We start from the raw sequence: 22,439 nt of genomic DNA on the forward strand, positions 1-22,439 counted from the left end.
TAGTAGCCAACAGATTTTATCATAAACAAAAAAAGCCTGAAATCTTCTAGATCTCAGGCTCTTCTGTTTTCAGTTTTTTCACTTAAACTAAACGACTTTTTATTTTACCAGCTTCCGCCAGCTCCACCGCCTCCGAAGCTTCCGCCTCCAAAGCCGCCGAAACCACCTCCGCCGCCTCCACCGAAGCCGCCAAAACCTCCCCCACCGGAGAAGTCTCCGTATTTTCCTCGGCCACCGCCACCTTTCAGCATATTAGCGAGCATAATGGAGGTCCACAAATCAATCCCGCCACTGCGGCCTCCCATGTGGTTATCATTGTCATTTCGGTTTTTTAACAATGGCAAGATCACAAAGATGAAGATGAAGAGTAGGAAGATAAAAATAGCTCCTCCGCCATTTCCATCAGATTCAATATCCTCGGCTTTGTATTCACCAGAAGCCAATTTGATAATCATATCAGTGGCCTGATCCAAGCCTTGATAATAGGCCTCCATCTTGAAATTGGGAACGATGATGCTATTTACAATCCTATTTGCCAAAGCATCAGGAACCACACCTTCCATTCCATATCCCGTTGCGATAAAGACTTTTCGATCATTCATGGCAGCCAGGATCAAAATCCCATTGTCATTTTCTCCGCCACCGATTCCCCATTGATCTCCTAGTTGAAAGGCATAATCCGAAATATCATATTGTCCCACAGAGCGGATCAATACAACAGCGATCTGCGTGGATGTGCTATCATTATAGGCCACCAACTTTTGTTCCAATCTTGCTACTTCATTTGCGCTCAGAGTTTGCGAGAAGTCGTTGACCAATTTGGGGGGATTGGGTGCCGGCGGGAAGTCCTGCGCAAACAGAGAAGTCCCGATAAAGAAGAAGAATAGAAATATTGAAAGGATCTTAGGATCCGAATGAAATTTCATCTGGTAGTTCATTTTCGTCTGCTTCCCCTTGATAAGGAAAATGAGTTGATAAGGCCTCACCTGCTTGGTGAATCCCATCGATCAGACCTTGAGTGAATTTCCCCTCTTTGAAAAGGGAAGCCATATGGTTTTTGATATTTTCCCAGAAATCCTCAGGTACTACCCGATTGATCCCTCCATCTCCCAAAATGGCAAATTTCTTGTCTCCAACAGCGAGGTAAAATAAAACCCCATTTCGGTCTTTGGTTTGGTACATTTTCAGGGTTTCAAAAACCTCAGCGGCACGATCTAAAACGTCGATTTTGCATTGGTTTTCGATATGAACCTGAATTTCCCCAGAAGTAGTGACTTCGGCAGATTTGATCGCATTGACGATTTGATCTTTTTCTGCCGAAGTGAATAATTTCTCAGCCATAACTCTTAGAATTGAACCGAAGGAGCATTCTCTGCTCCTTCAGAAGCTTTGAAAGTTCCTTTCGTCTCAAAACCATACCAGCCCGCAAACAAGTTGTTAGGGAATGTCCTCAACTGAGTATTGTATGCTACAACTTCTTGGTTGAAGTTTCTTCTCGCTACCGCAATTCTGTTTTCAGTACCTTCCAATTGAGCTTGTAGGTCCAAGAAGTTTTGATTTGCCTTCAGATCAGGATATCTCTCCACAGTCACCAATAGTCTGCTCAATGCACCGGAAAGTTGGTCTTGCGCCTGTTGGAACTGCTCAATATTTTCAGGAGTCAAGTTGGTTGGATCAATCGTCATTGAAGTTGCTTTGGATCTAGCCTCAATCACACCTGTCAATGTCTCCTGCTCAAAATCAGCATATCCTTTCACCGTATTGACCAAGTTAGGGATCAAATCAGCTCTTCTTTGATATTGAGTCTCCACTTCTGCCCATTGGCCATTTACTTGCTCTTCGGATTGTACAAAAGTGTTGTAGGTTCCTACGGCTTTGGTATACACGAAAATGCCAAGTACTCCTAAAATTAAAATTGGGATAAGTAGTTTCTTCATTTTTTAAAATTGGTTTTCAAACTGAATTATTCACGGAATAAGTCCTGAATAGGTTTTCATTTCCGAAAAATCAAAAATAGGGAATTTTTAAGGAAGGGCCTTGCTGATTTAGATTTGCTTTTCAAGGAGGAGGCGGTATTTGAAATCCTCATATTTACTCAAATCATCATCGAAGTAACGCCGCACCTCCAGTTCAATCACCTTTCCTTCTTCGGACCGAAACAACTTGGCTATATCCGACAATTCCCAAATCAAAGTTGGAATTTTATTGATACTTAAGATTTCATCATTTACCTGAATCCCTACGAACTGGGCTGGAGAATCATCTCTAACTCCTGCGACATAAAACCTCTTTTCATCAGTTGGGATTTTCCGGATATTCAATCCACTCATATCATATTCGTATGGATTGTAAAAATTGTCGCCTTTTCGGATCATTACTCGTTTGCGGGGATAGTCCAAAATCAAGCGAGTCCTGCCCAAAACCTCAGACCCTAAACTTCCCATTCTACCAGTTTCTTTCAAAATGTAGCTAAAAGCAGTCTCCTCAGGATAAGAAGTCAAAACTTGTTGTTGTTTTAGGCTTCCCAATTTTAGCCAATCCACTCTCCCAATATATCCACGCAAAACACCTCCCAAACTTTGTCCCAATTCCGCCTCAATAAATAAAGGAGGCATTTCTATTTGATCACTGGTCTCTCTATTCAGCAAAAGACCATGATTCGCCCCAGTATCAATTAGAAGCTTTGACTCCAAAAGTGGCCCATCTTTTTGCTTTATTTTAGCATTGATATAAGGTTTATTTTCCTCCACAGACAACTCCAGCTTCTTAAAAAATGGAGGTCTCCACTTTAGCGCATCAGTTCTATAAAATTCAATTCTTTCATCATCATAATTGATTTTGATAGGATTGAATTTGAAGAATTCATGGCCTATGATTCCATAAATAGGTACACCTACCACTGCCTCCAGCTCTAAAAAATCTTCCTCCAACACCAATAAGGCTTGAGCGACTCCTTCGACCGGACCAAGATCCAAATGATTTATCGGTGAAACTGAAGCCATAATTTCCTCACTTCCATCTGCCCCCATCAAATTCAATCTTCGGGTATATTCCAGTCCCAAGGCGTCTCCCAAATCCTTGCTGAAAAGAATATTGGACCGCACGCCAGTATCTAAAAGAAAATTTATCGGGTAGGAGCCATTTACAGAGACAGGAACAATGATTAAGCTATTGGACGCAAAAAATGGGATAATTACCTTTCGCGAATCCTCCTTCATAAAAAAACCAGGCACTTGCCCGTGTGAAAAGGTGGTGAATAAAATGAAAATCAAGAAACACAAATACTGTCTTCTTAGCATTCCAAAGTTAGGTCGGGTGATGGTCTTATAATTTAAGTAAATTTTTATTTACTATTTCCAATTATAGTAACGGAAGCAACCACCCAAAATGTTTTCCCAAAAAGCTTAATGCTTAATTAGACTGATATCAAATTAGGTGTCCATAGGGGCTTCAGTTTGCCAAAAAATGAGGAAACCAGCATCTTTATTTTTTGAACATTTGAGGAAATGGCCGACAAAGCACTGATTGAAAAAGCGAAAAAAATCTTTGAGAACTTTCTTTCTAAACAAGGAAGCAGAAAGACGCCTGAAAGATTCTCTGTGATAGATGAATTATACTCTCTTCCAGAGGATGAACATATGGATGTGGAAGGGCTTTTTCTTAGCATGAGAAACAAAGGCTACACCATCAGTAGGGCCACGATATACAATACTTTGGATCTATTGGTCGAAAGTGGCCTAGCTGTCAAGCATCAGTTCAAAGATAAAGTAGCATTGTATGAACAAGCCTTGACCTACAAGCATCATGATCACCACGTATGTAATCAGTGTAGAAAAATCCGTGAGTTTTCAGATCCAAAAATTAATGAAATCAAGGATTTGATCGGAAAAGAGTTTAGCTCCTCTATCACCTCTCATTCGTTGGTTCTTTACGGAGATTGCAAAATTGAAAATTGCGAAAATCTCAACCAGATTTAACTTATCCAAATACCTTCTTATAAATTGGTTTCCGATATAAAAACTGCCCTTTCAAGATCGGGTAGAGCAAATTGGAGATTACGGAATTTGGACCTTCATAATCAATCTCATCACGGATGAGACAATGATTCCCACTTTTGATCAGGCGGTGTTTATGCATCCAAGATTTTAGAAAAAAAGGCAATTGAATGCCTTCATCCACAAAAAAATACTCCTTTTCTGTAAGTTGACTTTCGGTGATTTTACTAGTCCAATTTTGTTTGAAAAGTAAAAAATTAAGTTCCAAAGAAACCAAATCACCTGATTCAGATCCATCAAACCGAATCAATTTAACAGGGGGAAAAGGAGGGTTCAATTTTAAGAATAAGGACTCAGTAAAACCTTCTTTTACTTGGAGATAATCCTGAGCTACAACTGTCTCTACAATCAATTTCATAGTTAAAACGTGAGGACAAAAAGGAGAAACAGAATCAACCAAACGGCATCCATGAATTGCCAATAGATTGTAAAGAGACGGATTCTCATTTTCTCAAAGGGATTGGTCACCAAGATTAACTGACCAACGCCATCTTCCTGGGCTCTTTTCAACTGTACCCACAAAATGATAGCGAATATGATTGCTCCTAGTAAGTGAAAAATATGGATTCCAGATAATACGTAGAGAAAACTTCCGCTAGGAATTCCCTTAAAATCAATCCCCATTTGCTGCAATTCCATCCATCCCGAGAATTGTAAGATCGTAAAAACAAAACCCAAAACCATGGTATTCCTAAGTGAAGATACTACTCGATTGGTTCTTTCTTCTTGATAATAGACTCGCATCCTAGAGGCTGAATAGCCACTTAGGACCAGCAAAAACGTAGAGACCAAGAATGAAAGCGGAATTTTTTGATTCAATCCACCCAATTGATCCACACCTGAAAAAAGAAATGCCACAGTGAGAAACAGGAAAATCAATCCGCTCCCAATCATCCCGAGATACAACAAAGTCTCGTAGGGATGCAGACTTTCCAGTTTTTGGAACCAATTCTTGGTATTTTTGGTATCTCCCATTAGGTGCAAAACAAATTCATAAACCGAAGGTTCACAATTTGATGGAATCCTTTTGGAAAGCCTAAAAAAAATCGAAAAGCTATAAATTGCACGCTCAAATCTAAACCAACCTCCATTTTGGACAGTCAGGCATTTCTTACGATCTACAAATCGGATCCTTTTTTTCAGACATTTTCTGATTCCATTCACAAAAAAACTCAGAATACATTTCAGTTGAAGGGAGTTTCTGGAAGTTTGGACATGGTCCTTTTTTGCACTTATTTTCAAAAATATGGGGGAGTACATTTGATAATTGCCCAAGACAAAGAGGAGGCGGCCTATCTAAATTCAGATATACAAAACCTACTATCTATTGAGGATTATCTGATTTTCCCTTCCAGCTTTAAGAAAGCCTATCACTATGAGGAAGTGGACAATGCCAATGTTTTGTTGAGGTCAGAGGTCCTCAACCAAGTCCTGGAAGGAAAAGGAGACGACAAGATCATTATCACCTATCCCGAAGCTTTGTATGAAAAGGTTATCAATAAAAGATCCCTTCAGGAAAACACATTTATTGCCAAGGTCGGGGAGAAAGTGGATATGGAATTCGTTTCTGAGCTTTTGGTGAGTTACGATTTTGAAAGAACAGATTTCGTTTATGAGCCGGGACAATTCGCAATAAGAGGCGGGATCTTGGATGTATTCTCTTTTTCGAATGAGAACCCCTATAGGATCGAACTTTTTGGTCAAGAAATAGAAAGTATCCGGACTTTTGACGCAGAATCTCAGCTTTCTATTGCAGAAGTGCCTCAAATCTCTTTGATACCTAACACACAAACCAAACTACTTCAAGAGGTAAGACAATCATTTCTGGGTTTTCTTCCTGAAACCACCAAACTTTGGATCAAGGACTACCAGCTTACGGCTGATGTGATGACCGAATGCTTTCACAAAGCCGAGCAGGAATTTGACCAGATTTTATCAAAAACAAACAAGACTAAAACAGTCCTTCATCCAAAGGATCTTTTTGAATCTGGGAAAGATTTCGGGGATCAAGCCAAAAACTTCACCTTGATCGAATTTGGGAAGCAGTTTTATTTAAAAAATTCTGAAGTCCTTATTTGGGATTCTCAACCTCAGCCTTCTTTCAACAAAAACTTTGATTTGTTGGTCAGCAGCCTTTCAGAAAATGAAAAGAAAGGATTTACCAATATCATCACCGCTGAAAATGACAAACAGCTGGATCGATTGTTGGGTATTTTTACAGAATTAGACCCGACGCTTTTGGTACAAACCATGCGTCTGGGACTTAGGGAGGGGTTTGAGGACCGAAAAAGCAAACTCGTTTGCTATACAGATCATCAAATTTTTGAAAGATTTCATCGCTATAAAACCCGTAAAAAAGCCAGTAAATCAAAAGCTCTCACAATAAAAGAGCTAAAATCACTTCACCCCGGAGATTATATTGTTCACGTGGATTATGGGGTTGGGAGATTTGCTGGATTGGAAAAAGTCGAGGTTGGAGGAAAGATGCAGGAAGCTGTCAGATTAGTCTTCAGAGATGATGATTTGCTGTATGTAAACATCCATTCCCTCCACAAAATCTCGAAATATTCTGGACAAGAAGGACAAGCTCCATCCATGTCCAAATTGGGTTCACCTGATTGGGAAAACAAAAAGAGAAAAGCAAAGAAACAGGTAAAAGACATTGCCAAAGATTTGATTGCGCTCTATGCAAAAAGAAGAGGCGCTCCAGGATTTGCATTTGCTAGAGATTCGGTCCTTCAGGTAGAATTGGAAAGTTCCTTTATCTACGAAGATACTCCTGACCAAGCATTAGCCACTTCTGACATCAAATCCGATATGGAAAAATCTTACCCTATGGACCGCTTGGTTTGTGGGGATGTAGGCTTTGGAAAAACTGAGGTTGCGATTCGAGCCGCTTTTAAAGCAGTCAACGACAGGAAACAGGTGGCCATTTTGGTACCAACGACCATCTTGGCAATGCAGCATTATCAGACGATCAAAGAAAGATTATCCGCCTTTCCAGTCAATGTTGATTATATCAACCGGTTCAGAACTGCCAAGCAGGTTAGAGAGATTGTTGAAAAGGTCAAAACCGGTGAGATTGATATTTTAGTCGGCACCCATCGAATTGTCAATAAAGATGTCCAATTCAAAGATTTGGGACTTTTGATCATCGATGAGGAACAGAAATTCGGGGTAAAAGTCAAAGATCAGCTGAAGAATCTTCGGGTAAATGTAGATGTATTGACTTTGACGGCAACTCCAATACCAAGAACTCTCCATTTCTCATTGATGGGAGCTCGAGATCTTTCGGTTATAGCTACTCCCCCACCTAATAGACAACCTGTTACCACTGAAGTTCAGACTTTTGAAGAAGAAGTGATCCGAGATGCAGTAGCCTATGAGCTAAGAAGAGGAGGTCAGGCTTTCTTCGTTCACAACCGTGTAGGAGAAATCGATAGTATTGCCAATTTGATTATGAAATTGGTGCCAGATGCACGGGTCATTGGCGCACATGGACAGATGGATGGCAAAAAGCTGGAACAAATCATGGTTGATTTTATCAATCACGAATATGATGTCTTGGTTTCAACCAATATCATCGAATCAGGCTTGGACATTCCAAATGCGAATACCATCATGATTAACCGAGCGCATATGTTTGGGATGAGTGACTTGCATCAGATGAGAGGCCGAGTTGGTCGAAGTAATAAGAAAGCATTCTGTTATTTATTGACGCCTCCAATGTCTGGATTGACACCAGAATCAAGAAAAAGACTTCAAACTTTAGAGGAATTCTCCGACTTGGGAGATGGATTCAAGGTCGCCATGAAGGACTTGGATATTCGCGGTGCAGGAAATCTTTTAGGAGCTGAACAAAGCGGATTTATCACAGATTTAGGCTTTGAGATGTATCACAAAATTCTGGATGAGGCAGTTCAGGAATTGAAAGAAAATGAATTTGCTGCTTTGTTCGAGGTGGATCTGAAAGAAAAAGTCAAAGTATTGGTTCAGGATTGTACGATAGAAACAGACCTGGAATTATTGATCCCAGAGAATTATGTCAGCAATATTTCTGAGCGTTTAGGACTATATTCCAAATTGGATTCTATCAAAAATGAAGAAGAGTTGGAGAAATTTGGAACCATGCTGAATGATAGATTTGGACCTATTCCAGAGGCAGTGGTAGATCTGATGGAAACAGTGAGATTAAGGTGGAAGGCAGAGAAATTGGGAATCGAGAAATTAGTATTGAAAAGTGGTCAGATGAAGTGTTACTTGCTTCCGTCTTCCAGAGATGACTTCTATTCATCTCCTATCTTCCAGAAAATCATGCTTTTTGCACAATTGAATTCCAAATACTTTAAAATAAAAGAACACAAGAATCGTTTGATTCTTACGGTCAGCGAAGTTTCCGGGATTTCGAAGGCCCAAAATTGGCTAAAAAAGATGCTTGAGAGCTAATTTTTAAAAAATTTAACTGGCATAAATATTGCAGTTTTGCACAAAAATTTTGCAGGATTCTCCCGATTTAGGCCATTTTTGGCTTTTTCGAGAAAATATCAAAGTTAATAATCATTGGAAGTGCCTATGATTGACTTTATATTAGCACCTTAAAACTTGATCTAAACTCCTAGAATATATGCGTTTCAGTGACAAATCTTGGGGAATGTGGGCAGCAGCGTTGATGATCGTCGGCGGCTCCGTACTTTCCTCCTGTAACAAAACTCCAGGTTATGGCAGAAGAACTGCTAACAAGCCCGGTAAAAAAAGTGCTACAACTGGAGCCGAGTTCTCATTTGATGAACAAGACACCACTCAATTTTTCGTAGCAAAAAATGCCGAGCAAATTCCTGGTCCCAACTTGAAGTTTATCCAAGGTGGTAGAGCTGTTTTGGGTTCTCAAGAAGAGGATGTAATGGCGCTTCGAGACAACTTGGAAAGAACTGTCACGGTTGCAAACTTCTACATGGATGAAACTGAAATCACGAACAATGATTATCGTGAATTCCTTTTTGACATGAAAAAGAAGGTAAGTGCTGACTCCCTTTTGAAATTAGAGCCATCTGAAGATGTATGGGGCGGGGCTTTGTCATTCAATGATATGTACCAATCCTACTATTTCAGGTTTCCGGGATTCAATTTCTATCCTGTTGCTGGAGTTTCATGGATTCAGGCAAATACTTATGCAAAATGGAGAACTGATTACGTTCAAGAATTAATCAGAGAAGAAAGAGGGATTGATTCTTCTTTTACAAAACCTCAATTGATCGAAAGAGGAGTAGCAATGGCTGATTACAGATTGCCAAGTGAAGCAGAATGGGAGTATGCTGCTAAAGCAATGATCGGAACGCAATATTTGGATGAAAACCAAGAATATGGTCGTATCTACCCTTGGGATGGTCGTGGTGTCAGAAACCCATACAATGTGAAACGTAAAGGTAAACAAGGTGATTTCTTAGCTAACTTCAAAAGAGGTCGTGGTGATTACGGTGGTATTTCTGGTAACCAAAGAAATGATGGTGAAATCCTCCCTACCAATGTATATGACATGGCTCCGAATGATTTCGGCTTGTATCACATGGCTGGAAACATGAATGAGTGGGTTTATGACGTCTATAGACCATTGACATACCAAGATGCTGATGACTTGAACCCATTGAGAAAAGATGGTTACGGGGATGAAATGGAAAACTATGAAGTTTCTGTGATTACTGATGAAATGAGAGTCTATAAAGGAGGAAGCTGGAGAGATGTAACTTACTGGCTAGCTCCTGGTACCAGAAGATTTATGCATCAAGATTCTGCTACCAATGACATTGGATTTAGATGTGCCATGATCTCCATCGGAGAGCCTGGTAAATAATCTTAAAGAACATATTAAATGAAAAAGCCCCGAATTCGGGGCTTTTTTCGTTAGTATCGGTGGGTTACTAAAGATTTCCTATCCCTAATCTTATCCAATTATTTGAGACCTCCTGAGAATGTTTCCTGAATAAAGGAATCTAATGGGTAAGTGATTTCGCATCACTTTTATTTCCACTGCTTTAAACAATTAAATAATGTTGAAGAGTATTTATCCATGATTAGATCATCTTAAAATCTTAAGCCTGCAGTTAAGAAAAGTCCTCTCGAATTTCCCAAATCAATATTCGTAACATCAGTTTGCAAATTGGTAGCTGACCATTGATATGATGCGTCAATGTAAACTATCCAAATATCTAGACCAACTCCAGCAAACACTCCCCATTGAGGTGATGATATTTCATCTTTGTCAAGAAATTCGCTGCTGGTTCCTGTTACAATAAAACTTGATGCCCCTCCAAAGGCTCTTAGCCCAAACGAAGATTCAGAATTCCCCAAAATATTTAATCCTAACGCCAATGGAATTCTAATTCCATGATAAGAGGCATCTGTAACCGGTCCTTCATCTACTGTAGTATATTCAAAGGAAGAATTTTGGTAAAATATTCCCGGTTCAGTATAAAACTTGTTGCCAAATGCAAAGCTTGCACCAACTTGCCATCCAGCCTGGCCAGTGGCATCTGCTCCATCTCCAGTCACATTCGTAAAATTTATTCCTGCTCCAGGTTTAATAGTTGTTTGGGCCATGAGGCTTGGAACGACAAAAAAGATGAAGCAACAAATAATCAAAAACCTTTTCATAGCTCTTTAATTAACAGTTAAAATAAAATTATTAGTGAATTTAACATTTTGTTTTTCAAAATGTTATCAGTTCGAAAGGTAAACTTCCCAACTATTTATTCCAGTGTTATTATATCTATTAGAATAGTGTTTTGAATTGCATTATTTCAAAAACTAAACAATATCACATACCCTCTTTATGCCTAACAAAGTCCCCTTTTAACCTCTTGTTTATTTTTCTTACCAATAACCTTTACCATTCTATAACTTGATCCAAAATCAAACATTAGAATATGAACCTAAAACTTAGACTACGCCAACTGATCTGTTTGGGGCTTTTGGGAATGGCCTTTCCAGCCTTTTCCCAGGTCACCTATCAGACACCTCCCAAAGCCATTGCGGATTTGGTTAATGCACCAAGTACTCCATCAGTTTCTTTTTCAAAAGATGGGGAATGGATGATGCTTTTGGAAAGAGCAGACAACCCTTCAATTGAAGAACTTTCTCAGCCTGAATTGAGAATTGCAGGTCTTCGAATCAATCCCGCCACTTCTGGTCCTAGTAGATCAACAGGGATAGAAAACATCAAAATCAGAAAGACCAAAAGCGGTGAAGAAATCCAAATCACTGGACTTCCTTCAAAAGCTTCTATGGGCAGCTTTTCCCTTTCAAAAGATGAAAAGTACTTAGCCTTTACGAATACTGAATCCAATGGAATCAGCCTTTGGGTAGCGGATTTATCCAAATATGAAGCAAAGAAATTGACTGATGCTATCTTGAATGATGTTATGGGTAATGTCTTGATATGGACTCCAGAAAATCAACTTTTGGTAAAAGCTGTAAACCCTTCTAGAAGTGCCATGCCTCAAGCTCCATCTGCGCCAGCAGGACCGGTTGTTCAAGAAACTTCAGGAAATGCTGCTCCATCTCGTACTTATCAAGATTTATTGAGCAATCCTTATGATGAGACTTTGTTTGCATATTTCATGGATTCTCAGCTTCAATTGATCTCTTTGGATGGCACTAGCAAAACTGTTGGTCCTAAAGCGATGATTAAGTCTTTTGATTTGTCTCCTGATGGATCATATATTTTGGTAGATATCATCAAAAGGCCTTTCTCCTATTTGGTACCTGCTTCTAGGTTTCCTTATGATGTGGAAATTTGGTCTAGCACAGGTCAAAAAGTAAAAACGTTGGCTCAAATTCCTTTGGATGAAGTAAGGCCAACAGGTTTTGATGCTACTGTAACTGGTCCTAGGAACATCAACTGGAGAGCTGATAAACCAGCGGTATTGTATTGGGCTGAAGCTCAAGATGGAGGAGATGGCAAAGTAGATATGGAAGAAAGAGAAATTGTCTATACGCTTGCTGCTCCATTCTCTGGTCAAAAACAGAAATTGGCTACCACTTCACTTCGATTCGGTGGTATTGCATGGTCCACAGATGATTTTGCCATTTTGAATGAAAGATGGTTTGGTGCAAGAAGAGAAATCCGATCTGTGATCAATCCTTCAAACCCAAGCGCTGGCAAAAAGGTAATCATCGATCGTTCTTATGATGACATCTACAATGATCCAGGAGATCCGATGTTTACTGAAAATGAGTACGGTAGAAATGTATTGATCAGAAAAGGAGATGTTCTTTTTATGGCTTCTGAAGGTGGAAGTCCAGAAGGAAGTATGCCTTTCTTATCCACTTTTGACACCAAAACAAAAGAGCAGGAAATCTTATGGAGATCTCAAGCTCCTTACTATGAAAGAGCTGTCAAATTGTTGAGTGATGATGGGAGTGAGTTTATCACTATCAAAGAAAGCACTGATATCCAACCAAACTATTGGTTAGTAAACACGAAAAAGAGAATCGCTCCTCAACAAATCACCAACTTTACTCACCCTTTTGAGTCTATCAAAAATATCAACAAGCAATTGGTGAAATACAAGAGAAATGATGGATTGGATCTTTCTGCGGTGATTTATACACCTGAAGGTTATGATCCTAAATCAGATGGACCACTTCCTGTTTTGATGTGGGCATACCCAAGAGAGTACAAATCTGCTGAAATCGCCGCTCAAGTTAGAGGCTCTAAATACAGATTCACAAGATTGAGCTGGGGTTCTCCGATCTATTGGGTGACTCAAGGATACGCGATCATGGACCAAACAGAAATGCCAATCGTAGGTGAAGGCGACAAAGAGCCAAATGATTATTTCATCGAACAATTGGTTGCCAATGCTGAAGCTGCAATCGACCATATTGTCGAATTGGGAATCGGTGATCGAAATAGAATCGCTGTAGGAGGACACTCTTACGGTGCATTTATGACAGCAAACTTGCTTTCTCACACTGATTTGTTTGCTGCAGGTATCGCAAGAAGCGGTGCTTACAATCGTACTTTGACTCCTTTTGGATTCCAATACGAGCAAAGAACATATTGGGAAGCTCCAGAGGTATATTTCAACATGTCTCCTTTCTCTTTTGCTCACAAAGTGAAAACTCCAATCCTATTGATTCATGGACAGGCAGACAACAACTCAGGTACATTCCCTATCCAGTCTGAGCGATATTACAATGCCTTGAAAGGTCATGGAGCTACTGCTAGACTGGTATTTCTACCAAATGAAAGTCATGGTTATGCCGCGAAAGAATCCATTTTGCACACCTTGTATGAAATGGACAGCTGGTTAGATAAATATGTGAAAAACAAGAATAAAATCGATACTTCTAAGTAAGTAGATTAAACTGAAAAAGCCCTTCCAGAGTATTGGAAGGGCTTTTTTAATACAAGAAACCGAACAACCAAAGTGGAATAATATTCCCTACTCCCATCTCGATATCATCTTTTACTAAATAAGAATCTGGAATTCCATGAATCTGGGCTTGATCTTTATTTTTTCCTCCAACCTCAAAAACCCACTTTTCATCTAAAACGAAGTCTCCTCTTTCTGCTAGGTTTACCTTGCTGACTATAGCGGTTTGATTAGCGAAAAATGTTTCACGGATTGTCCCTATTTGGGCATTGTTTCCAGCTAAGGCATAAAAGAGCGAGGAATTATTTAAATAAATTTTCTCTGGTTTTGTCAGCGCTCCAATTCCAGAATTGCTTTTATGGAGATTTTGGATGATTCTGGCTCTATCCAATAGATCCAAAGCCCTCAATAAACTAGGTCGGGAAATCCCAGATTTCCGTGCCAACTCTGAAACATTTGGTGTGAATGGAACTGAGGTGCTGATTAAGTTTATCAACTTTTTTAATTTGAAAATCATCTCAAAATCCATGTTTTCAACCGCATTGATATCTACTTCCAATGTCAGTTGAAGGGTTTTTTGAAGCTTTTCAGGAAAAGAATCTATCCCTTCTATATAATAAGGATAAGCCCCATACGGGAGATAGTTTTGAAATAATGGAATTGGTTTGATTTCAGATAAAATCTCTGAGGTAATTTCGACGTGACTTTTTAATAAGTCTTGAATTTTAAAGGATTTAAAAACCTGACCAGTTTCTAATTGAATAAATTCACGAAAGGATAATTCTGGAAGTAAATAGGTAACTAGCCTCCGGCTCAGATCCGATTCACCTTTATAAATTTCCAAAATAGAAGAAGAGGTAAATACTATCTTCAGCTCAGGTAAATTATCATAGATCAACTTCAATTCCCGAGACCAAGAAGGATACTTATGGATTTCATCCAACAGGAGATATCGCCCACCTTTCAAATTGAATTCTTCCGCAAAATCAAATAAGCGGTGATCTGAGAAATAAAAATCATCCAAACTTGCGTATAAAGAAGTTCCATCCTTTGGCAAGTCTCTTTTCAAATGCTGAAGAAGCAAAGTAGTTTTTCCGGCTCCCCTAGCTCCCAAGATCCCGATCATTCTTTCTTCCCATCGGATTTGATCGATCAAAAATCGCTGAAAATCAAGCGATACCAAACGTACCTTATTTTGGGAGCGAAGGAGTAAAGATTCCATATTGTAAAATCTATTTTACATAAAGTTACCAATTGTGTTAAACAAAACTAACATTTCTAACACATTTTTTGTAAAATACATTTTACAAAAAAAGCCTTTCCAATATTAATTGAAAAGGCTTTTTTTACTATTTAACTATTGAAAATCAACCCAAATCTGTTCCCCACATAAAGATCAGGAACAAAATTCCGATAACAATTCGGTACCAGCCGAATGCTGTAAAACCATTTTTTGAAACATATTTCAAGAACAATTTCACTGCAACCCAAGCTGAAATAAAAGCTACTAAAGATCCAACAGCTAACATCATAATTTGAGCCTGAGTAAAGGCTAAATCTGATTTAATCAAGTCATATCCTCCCGCAGCCATCATAGTCGGAACAGCCAACAAGAAGGAAAACTCTGTTGCTTGTTTTTTGTCCAAACCATTGAAAACCCCACCGATGATGGTAGCCGCTGCTCTGGAAGTACCTGGGACCATGGAAAGACATTGGAACAGTCCGATGAAGAAGGCATTCTTGTAGGAAATATCCTCTACTTCAGCCAATTCAGATTCCTTGCTGACCACTTTTTTATCGATCAAAATCAATATAACCCCACCAATAATAAGTGAAATTGATACTACTACTGGATTGAAAAGATATCCCTTGATGATGTCATATGCCAAAAGCCCAACAATCGCTGTGGGGACAAATGCTGCAAATAGTTTGTAATAAATCTGTAGTCCTCTGAAAAATCGCTTGATATACATCAGCGCGATCGCCAAAATCGCTCCCAACTGGATAAAAACCTCAAATGTTTTCACGAACTCATCATCGTGAATCCCCATGGCTGCTGAAGCCAAAATCATATGTCCTGTGGATGAAACTGGCAAAAATTCTGTTAGCCCCTCTACGATGGCTATGATAATTGATTGAAATAAAGTCATGCTTGGTGATTAGGAATACTTACGGCCCATGATTTCAATTCAAGCCAGTTGCCCATTGATTAAAAGGTAGGGTGTCCGATAACCGAAGACGGAAACCGCCGAATTTTGAACCTCCAAGCCTATTTTTAGCCTGTTGAGCAATTTGATTGATTGAATTAGGGTTGTCAATTTTTTAAAATATGTGCAAAAATAAGAAACCCAGTTTCTATGACTAGTTAATTTTTATAAAGGTCTTTCAAGATCTGAGGATTTTTCATTTCTTACCATAAACTAACGTTGTCATCATGAGAAATTACATTTTTGGTTTATTCTGTTTCTTAATAAACTTTTCTAGCTTTTCCCAAGATCTACCAGAGCAAAAAACCCAATCCAAAATACAGGAAATCACCCTCTTTTTGAATGGTGCACAGGTTTTTGAAAAAGCTGAAACCAATATTCCAACCGGGGAGTCTACTGTGGTGATCAAAGGACTATCTCCATACCTCGAAGAAAAAAGTATCCAAGTAAAAGCCTTGGGCAATTTCACCATTCAGGCAGTGAACAAGCGGATGGATTACCTCACAGAGGATGCGATGAGTGAATCCACCCAAAAGATTGAAAACCAGATCAAAACTTTAGAAAAGGATATCCAAAAAGAGGAATTGAGATTATCTGTTTTGGCTGAAAAAGTCAGTCTTTTAGATGTTAACAAAAAATTAGGTGGAAATCAAAGTCTAACTTCAGCTGAATTTAGACAGACATTGGAACTCTATGATACGGAGTTGATGAAGATCAAAACCGAACAATTTACTATTCAGGATAAAATAGCAGAAAGCTCCAAAGAAATCAGAAAACTGGAAAATCAAATCAATGCCATTCGAGAAAGCAACAGAGATTCCAAAGCCGAAATCCGAATCCGAATTAAAGCGCCTTCGGCTGGCAAAGCCCAATTTGAATTCAATTATTTGGTTGCCAATGCAGGTTGGTTCCCCAAATACGACGTGAGGGTCAAAGATGTCAATAGCCCACTGACAATTAATTACAAAGCAGAAGTTTATCAGAATACTGGAGTGGACTGGAAGGATGTCAAACTTCGTTTTTCCAATGGAAATCCCAATCAAAGTGGAGTAGCTCCCAATCTGGACAAATGGAATCTGAATTATGCCAGATTGACGGTTTTCGAACCTCGAAACACCCAACCATTTAATGGGACTGGCAGTGGGGTAGTAGTTAGCGCAACCGACGGAGCTCCTATTCCGGGTGTCACCATTTTAGTAAAAGGTACTTCTATTGGAACTGTGACAGATGTGGACGGTAGATATAATATTACGATTCCTACCAATGGAACAACCTTGGCCTATTCATTTATTGGATACGAACTCCAAGAAACTCCTATTCGAGGAAGATCTTCCATCAATATTTCCCTTTCTGAAGATATGCAAGCATTGAATGAAGTGGTGACAACAGGGTATGGTGACAAAACAAATTACGAAGAATTACAAGGTAGAGTCCCTGGTGTTACCATACGAGGCTCTTCAAAAATGAAAGTTGCGATGGAGGCACCAATTCTAGAAACCACTTTCCAAGAAAACCAGACCACAGTGGAAATTGAAGTTACCGAACCCTACTCCATCCAAACCAATGGTGAACGAACTCTGGTAGACTTGAAAGCCTATGAAATACCAGCCAATTACCAATATAAAGCCATTCCGAAGCTCGACAATGATGCATTCCTAATCGCTCAAATCAATGATTGGAACCAGTATAGTCTGCTCGAGGGAGAAAGCAATCTATATTTCGAAGATGGTTTTGTGGGGAGATCAATCTTGAATGCAGCCTCTCTGGAAGATACACTTTCCGTTTCCATGGGACGGGATAGAAGTATCGTGATCCAACGGGAAAAAGTAGATGAATTCGCCAGAAAACGAACGATTGGCTCCAATATCACAGAAAATCGAGGATATGAAATCACAGTAAGAAACAATAAATCCCAAGCGGTCAATCTTCAGATTATTGATCAGATTCCTGTCTCCGTGAATTCAAATATCACCGTTGAAGTGGGAAATATTTCTGGTGGAAAACTGAATGAAGAAACCGGGATCATCACTTGGAATATCACCATTCCACCGGGTTCTCAAGAAAAATTGACTTTTCAATATGAAGTGAAGTACCCAAAAAATGAACGAGTAGTTTTAGACTAATTCCACCTAATGAAAAAATTCCGCAATAATGTAAGTCGGGCAAAATGGACCAAGACTTTTCTAATCCTGACTATGATATTTACAGGGGCCTTGATGGTTTCAAATTATTTCCAGCTTAGGCTTATCCAATCATGGATTAGAGGAGAAGATGTATATATGCTGGATGCAGAAATGAATGATACAATACAGGGTTTGATTAGTATTTCCACATTAGTTTGCATGATTGCCTTGCTAATATTTTTTATTTCGTGGTTTAGAAGAGCCTATTTTAATTTGCATCAAAAACTAAAACATCTCAACCATTCCGAAGGATGGGCTGCTGGTGCTTGGTTTGTCCCTTTTTTAAATTTGTACAGGCCGTACCAAATAGCAAAAGAGATTTTTGAGGAAAGCATTTTCTACCTAAGGACAAAAGGGATCCAAATTTCTGACAATAAAAACGGCCTTCTTATATCTTGGTGGATTTTGCATTTAATTACCAATTTCCTTGGAAGGATTCTCTGGAAAATGCCTGAGGAGACCTTGGAGCAAATTGAAGAATATACCCAATTTGCATTGGTCAGCGGAGCTTTAAACCTAGTGTTTTTTGGCTTTTCACTGTATTTGTTGAATACCTATGTGGAAAGGGAGAAATTAATGATGGAAGCTGAAAGAAATGAAAGTCCAGCATCTGAAAACCTAGATCCATTACCCCCAAACCCTGAACTATCTTTAACCTAAAAAAAGCGGCTTTGCCGCTTTTTTTACTCTTTAAATCATCAATCCACTTGATCTAAAATCATTTCGAAAAATTGAACCCAGCGCTCTCCCATATTATACTCCCCTATTTCATGCCACTGCCCTAAGTCATTGATTCGAATTACATAGCGCACCTGCCCAGTGGGATACCAGTACAAAACCCTTTCTTTCAATTCTGCCTTGAAGGCTCCATTGCTTCCGCTTTGAAGAAATGAAGTAAAAGAAAATTGGCCACCTTCTTCTTTAGGAGAAATAATTGCCAAAGCATTGTGGACAACTTTTCCATTTGAAATTCCCTTTCCTTCAATCATCAAATGGGTTCCGCTCAGTCGCATTTCCACCTTTTCACTCTGTTCGAAAGTGTGACGTTGCTGATCTGGTGTGATCATCCACCCACTTCCTTTCCAGTTTCCAATCAGAAAAGATAAGGCCTCCATTTTTTCCTGAGCTTCAGGATTCAAATCATAACTCTGTCCATGGGCAAGATTTAAAAAAACCATCATACAGGCTGCAAACAGATAAATTTTGAATAATATTTTCATGATATAAAATGGTTTATATTATAAACTATATTTAGAAATTTTTTTTATGTGATGTATTTTTTGAGGTTTTCTACATAGGATTCGAAGGCTTTCACACCGATTTGGGTGATTTTACAGGTAGTCAAAGGTCTTTTACCTCGAAAAGACTTTTCGATTTTGATATACCTTGCTTTTTCCAACTTATCCAACTGAACAGAAAGGTTCCCTGCTGTTGATTCTGTTTTCTCTTTAATAAAGGTAAATTCTGCCTCATCCACACTCAGGAGCAATGACATCACTGCCAACCGCAACTGAGAATGTAAAAGAGGATCTAATGGTTTAAACTCGCTCACGATACTTCTTTTTCATGTAATAGCCGGGTACAAGATAACCCAAAATGACAGCAATTCCGGACAGCAAAAACTGTTGAGAAACCGGTAATAGAAAAGCTATCACTGCTGCTGCCAGCAATAAAACACCTCCATTTCTGACTATTGAAACTTGAATCAAAGCTCCTGTTACAAACATCCCAATACCTGTGATTATCAGAATAACAGGGTTTTGATTAAATCCCAATACTGGCATAAAAGCCAAAGTGATCATGATTCCGGCAAATACCACCAGCCACAATTGATTGACTACTTGGCTAATGTGGGACTTGATTCTTTCCTTTTTAGAATTTTTGAATCCATGCCAAAAGCTTACAAAAACTGCCGGCACTACCAGCCACCAAATCATGTAAGGTCTTTCATATCCTAGAATCCCTAAAGCATAATGTCCCAAATTGCAGACAGCAATTACCCAGCCCCAAAGGAGCAACTGAAAACCGCCGTCTCCGGCAGTATCTTTTTTCGCCTTGCTTATCATCTCTGTGATGATACTCAGCGACTCTTCACTGGTTAATGATTTTTCCATAATGTTTCGTTTCTAAAGACATAACGAGCCAAATATAAATAGGTTTATGTTATAAACTATTTTATTTATGGAAATTTTCGAGAATTCTTCAATTCTATCTATACTTAAATTTATAATTCAAACCTATAAAATGGTAAAACCTCTTTTTTCTACGCTATTCATCTTATTTTCAAGCATTTCTATTACATTTTCACAAGCTGAATTTAAGGCTGATTACCCTCAAAAAATCAATGAAATTCTCAGAAAAAATTTAAAATTCCCTGCTGAATCTCGCCAAAAGGGAGAAGGAGGGAACATACTTCTTTCCATAAAAATAAATTCAAAAGGGATGCTGGATAGCGTCTTTGTTTTGGAAGAAAGTCATACACCATTGATGAATGAAGTGATGAAATCTGTTGCAATTTTAAAAGAAAACTGGGAGCCCGAATACCTAGAAGGACGTGAAATTGACACTAAATATTTGTTGAATTTTAACTTCAAACCTGAGTTGGCCCTGGGAAGGCCAATTAGGTATAAAACTGCGGTTTCAAAATTAATTGAAAAGGAAAAATACCAAGAAGCAATGGGAGAAATAGAGCGCTTGATAGCAGAAAATCCTTATGACCCAGAACTCTATTTTTTAAGATCTCAAGTCTATAAAAATACTGGAGAGACTACAAAATTTCAAGAGGATTTTATGAAGACTCGGTACCTAAAAAAAGAGATGCTTAGTGAAGTAATTATTCAAGCAGTAAGGTAGCTTTAAGTAAGGTATTGAGTGACCAAACCCCATCCTATTTCACCTCTTTTTAGAGAAAATTAAACTGTATTTTTAGACTATATTTTTTCACTATAAAGTGATCCAAAAAACAGAAGCATTTTATCCTGTAAAAAGCAATTTTTAATGCCGGGTATTCCTTTCTTAAGGGCCAAAAAAGCCTTAAATTAGCCAAAAAACCGACATTATTATCGAAAGTTCAAAAAGCACCCAACCTTCCTTTTTCAAAAGCATCCAACCTTGGGTTTTCTACCCTTCCGCTGCTCTAATTCTCATCTTTGTAACCCTTACATTAATCTTCCAAGAATCGGTAGGTTCATTGTTTGCTTCACTCCAAGCTCTGATCTCAAAAGACTTTGGCTGGCTCTATGTAATTGCAGTCAATGTTATCCTGGTTTTCTGCATTTTCTTAGGTTTTGGCAAGTTCAAAACAATCCGACTTGGAGGTCCAAAAGCCAAACCTGAATTCAGCACTTTTGCCTGGCTCAGTATGCTTTTTAATGCAGGCATTGGATTGGTGTTGATGTTTTATGCGGTAGCGGAACCCATCAGCCATTTTTCAAATCCTCCTGTTGGTGAAGCCGGAACACTATTAGCCGCAAAAAATGCCCTAAACATTTCATACCTCCATTGGGGACTGCATGGATGGGGAGTCTATGCCCTAATGGGATTGGCCATTGCATTTTTCACTTACAATCGAGGTCTTCCCTTGGGTGTTCGATGGATTTTATACCCAATTTTAGGGGATCGACTCAAAGGCCCCATCGGACATTTTATCGATACGATGGCCGTTGTAGCCACCATGTTCGGATTAGCAACGACATTAGGATTGGGAATCCAGCATATCAATTCCGGTATGAATTACCTTTTTGGTATCACTGAAAGTCCGGAAGTTCAAGTAATTCTAATTGCAATCATTACTGTTTGCGCCACCATTTCTGTGGTATCGGGACTTCATAACGGCATCCAATTGCTTAGTAAAATTGCCTCATTCATGGCAATAATCTTGATGGCTTTTATGCTAATCGTAGGACCAACACTATTCATCATTGGGTCTACCGTTCAAAGTACCGGATTTTACATCCAAAGTTTGATTGGTACTGCCACTTGGATGGAAATCTTCCAAGGAACCCACTGGATGGATGGCTGGACTTACTTTTATTGGGGTTGGTGGTTTGCATGGGCTCCTTTTGTCGGTCTTTTTATTGCCAGAATTTCCCGTGGGAGGACCATCAAAGAATTCATTCTGGGAGTTTTACTAGGTCCAACGGCTGCGAGTATTGTATGGATTTCCATTTTTGGAAGTACCGCTTTCCACATTGAACTCTTTGGAGCTGGAGGTATTAGCGAAGCAGTCCAGGAAAATATCAATACAGGACTTTATACATTACTTCAAATGTTCCCAATGCCATATTTGAGCATCCTATTTGTAGTCATGGCAGGTGTGATTTTCTTTGTAACTTCCTCAGATAGTGGATCATTGGTTATTGATTTTATCACCAGTGGAGGAAGGGACGACACTCCGGTAAAACTTCGAATATTCTGGGCATTGACCGAAGGGGCAGTTGCAGCTGTTTTGGTTTTGGGAGGTGGATTAATAGCCTTGCAAACAGGGTCATTGGTAACTGGATTGCCTGTTTGTGTATTGATGCTTTTGGTTTGCTATTCAGTAAACAAAGCTTTGAAAAAATATATGGAAGAGAAAAAAGAAAGCCAGGAATAAGAAATCCCTGGCCTTTTATTACTCCT

Annotated in this window: 20 protein-coding genes; 8 read left to right on the plus strand and 12 right to left on the minus strand. The window is 39.0% G+C overall.

Features of this window, described 5'->3' with window-relative positions:
- Positions 1–104: 104 nt before the first annotated feature.
- The 4 genes from O0V13_RS01120 to O0V13_RS01135 all read right to left on the minus strand — a co-directional run bounded on the left by O0V13_RS01120 (position 105) and on the right by O0V13_RS01135 (position 3,299).
- The gene (locus tag O0V13_RS01120; RefSeq protein ID WP_268033151.1) at positions 105–926 is read right to left on the minus strand and encodes a TPM domain-containing protein; all 822 of its coding nucleotides are present in this window, start codon (positions 924–926) and stop codon (positions 105–107) included.
- Positions 904–1,341, minus strand: a complete 438-nt coding sequence (locus O0V13_RS01125) for a TPM domain-containing protein (RefSeq protein WP_268033152.1) — start codon at positions 1,339–1,341, stop codon at positions 904–906. Before O0V13_RS01125 ends, O0V13_RS01120 begins: the two co-directional genes overlap by 23 nt.
- Before the next feature lie 5 nt (positions 1,342–1,346).
- A complete protein-coding gene (locus O0V13_RS01130; protein ID WP_268033153.1) occupies positions 1,347–1,937 on the minus strand; it encodes a LemA family protein in 591 nt (196 codons plus the stop codon).
- A gap of 108 nt (positions 1,938–2,045) precedes the next feature.
- Positions 2,046–3,299: an aspartyl protease family protein gene (locus tag O0V13_RS01135; protein ID WP_268033154.1), complete on the minus strand. Its 1,254-nt coding sequence runs from the start codon at positions 3,297–3,299 to the stop codon at positions 2,046–2,048.
- 207 nt (positions 3,300–3,506) lie between these two features.
- Here O0V13_RS01135 and O0V13_RS01140 point away from each other — a divergent pair, with 207 nt between their 5' ends.
- Complete coding sequence (locus O0V13_RS01140) at positions 3,507–3,977, plus strand: Fur family transcriptional regulator (RefSeq protein ID WP_073571278.1); 471 nt, start codon at positions 3,507–3,509, stop codon at positions 3,975–3,977.
- A gap of 1 nt (position 3,978) precedes the next feature.
- Here the strand turns inward: O0V13_RS01140 and O0V13_RS01145 are convergent, their stop codons facing one another.
- On the minus strand, positions 3,979–4,413 hold the full coding sequence (locus O0V13_RS01145) for an SRPBCC family protein (protein WP_268033155.1): 435 nt from the start codon (positions 4,411–4,413) through the stop codon (positions 3,979–3,981).
- A gap of 2 nt (positions 4,414–4,415) precedes the next feature.
- Entirely contained in the window at positions 4,416–5,030 is a 615-nt protein-coding gene (locus O0V13_RS01150; protein WP_268033156.1) for a cytochrome c oxidase subunit 3, read from the minus strand.
- 117 nt (positions 5,031–5,147) lie between these two features.
- Between O0V13_RS01150 and mfd the strand changes: the two genes are divergently transcribed.
- Together mfd and gldJ are read left to right on the plus strand one after the other, a co-directional pair.
- Positions 5,148–8,501 carry a transcription-repair coupling factor gene (gene mfd, locus O0V13_RS01155; RefSeq protein WP_268033157.1) on the plus strand — a complete coding sequence of 1,118 codons (3,354 nt, stop codon included), beginning with the start codon at positions 5,148–5,150 and terminating at the stop codon, positions 8,499–8,501.
- 178 nt (positions 8,502–8,679) lie between these two features.
- The gene (gene gldJ, locus O0V13_RS01160; RefSeq protein WP_268033158.1) at positions 8,680–9,903 is read left to right on the plus strand and encodes a gliding motility lipoprotein GldJ; all 1,224 of its coding nucleotides are present in this window, start codon (positions 8,680–8,682) and stop codon (positions 9,901–9,903) included.
- 230 nt (positions 9,904–10,133) lie between these two features.
- Here gldJ and O0V13_RS01165 read toward each other — a convergent pair whose 3' ends face one another.
- Entirely contained in the window at positions 10,134–10,703 is a 570-nt protein-coding gene (locus tag O0V13_RS01165; RefSeq protein WP_268033159.1) for an outer membrane beta-barrel protein, read from the minus strand.
- Positions 10,704–10,975: 272 nt separating this feature from the next.
- Here O0V13_RS01165 and O0V13_RS01170 point away from each other — a divergent pair, with 272 nt between their 5' ends.
- On the plus strand, positions 10,976–13,411 hold the full coding sequence (locus O0V13_RS01170) for a S9 family peptidase (RefSeq protein WP_268033160.1): 2,436 nt from the start codon (positions 10,976–10,978) through the stop codon (positions 13,409–13,411).
- A 46-nt stretch (positions 13,412–13,457) separates the two neighbouring features.
- On the opposite strand, the gene O0V13_RS01175 is transcribed toward O0V13_RS01170, so the two are convergent.
- Both O0V13_RS01175 and O0V13_RS01180 read right to left on the minus strand, forming a co-directional pair.
- Positions 13,458–14,651 (minus strand): AAA family ATPase, encoded by a 1,194-nt coding sequence (locus O0V13_RS01175; RefSeq protein ID WP_268033161.1) that lies wholly within the window; start codon positions 14,649–14,651, stop codon positions 13,458–13,460.
- Positions 14,652–14,796: 145 nt separating this feature from the next.
- On the minus strand, positions 14,797–15,579 hold the full coding sequence (locus tag O0V13_RS01180; RefSeq protein WP_268033162.1) for an undecaprenyl-diphosphate phosphatase: 783 nt from the start codon (positions 15,577–15,579) through the stop codon (positions 14,797–14,799).
- Between the two features lie 284 nt (positions 15,580–15,863).
- Here O0V13_RS01180 and O0V13_RS01185 point away from each other — a divergent pair, with 284 nt between their 5' ends.
- Both O0V13_RS01185 and O0V13_RS01190 read left to right on the plus strand, forming a co-directional pair.
- On the plus strand, positions 15,864–17,759 hold the full coding sequence (locus O0V13_RS01185) for a mucoidy inhibitor MuiA family protein (RefSeq protein WP_268033163.1): 1,896 nt from the start codon (positions 15,864–15,866) through the stop codon (positions 17,757–17,759).
- Between the two features lie 9 nt (positions 17,760–17,768).
- Positions 17,769–18,479 carry a DUF4328 domain-containing protein gene (locus O0V13_RS01190; RefSeq protein ID WP_268033164.1) on the plus strand — a complete coding sequence of 237 codons (711 nt, stop codon included), beginning with the start codon at positions 17,769–17,771 and terminating at the stop codon, positions 18,477–18,479.
- A 38-nt stretch (positions 18,480–18,517) separates the two neighbouring features.
- Here O0V13_RS01190 and O0V13_RS01195 read toward each other — a convergent pair whose 3' ends face one another.
- The 3 genes from O0V13_RS01195 to O0V13_RS01205 are packed head-to-tail and all read right to left on the minus strand — an operon-like array spanning position 18,518 to position 19,933.
- Positions 18,518–19,039 (minus strand): hypothetical protein, encoded by a 522-nt coding sequence (locus O0V13_RS01195; RefSeq protein WP_268033165.1) that lies wholly within the window; start codon positions 19,037–19,039, stop codon positions 18,518–18,520.
- Between the two features lie 44 nt (positions 19,040–19,083).
- Positions 19,084–19,371 (minus strand): winged helix-turn-helix domain-containing protein, encoded by a 288-nt coding sequence (locus O0V13_RS01200; protein WP_268033166.1) that lies wholly within the window; start codon positions 19,369–19,371, stop codon positions 19,084–19,086.
- Complete coding sequence (locus O0V13_RS01205; RefSeq protein ID WP_268033167.1) at positions 19,358–19,933, minus strand: hypothetical protein; 576 nt, start codon at positions 19,931–19,933, stop codon at positions 19,358–19,360. The genes O0V13_RS01200 and O0V13_RS01205 overlap by 14 nt, the downstream gene beginning before the upstream one ends.
- A 130-nt stretch (positions 19,934–20,063) precedes the next feature.
- On the opposite strand from O0V13_RS01205, the gene O0V13_RS01210 reads away from it, so the two are divergent.
- Positions 20,064–20,672, plus strand: coding sequence for an energy transducer TonB (locus O0V13_RS01210; RefSeq protein WP_268033168.1), 609 nt, complete (start codon positions 20,064–20,066; stop codon positions 20,670–20,672).
- Between the two features lie 250 nt (positions 20,673–20,922).
- The gene (locus O0V13_RS01215; RefSeq protein ID WP_268033585.1) at positions 20,923–22,413 is read left to right on the plus strand and encodes a BCCT family transporter; all 1,491 of its coding nucleotides are present in this window, start codon (positions 20,923–20,925) and stop codon (positions 22,411–22,413) included.
- Positions 22,414–22,439 lie beyond the last annotated feature (26 nt).

Origin of the sequence: Algoriphagus sp. PAP.12 (genome assembly GCF_026652115.1) — a bacterium.
Lineage (GTDB): Bacteria > Bacteroidota > Bacteroidia > Cytophagales > Cyclobacteriaceae > Algoriphagus.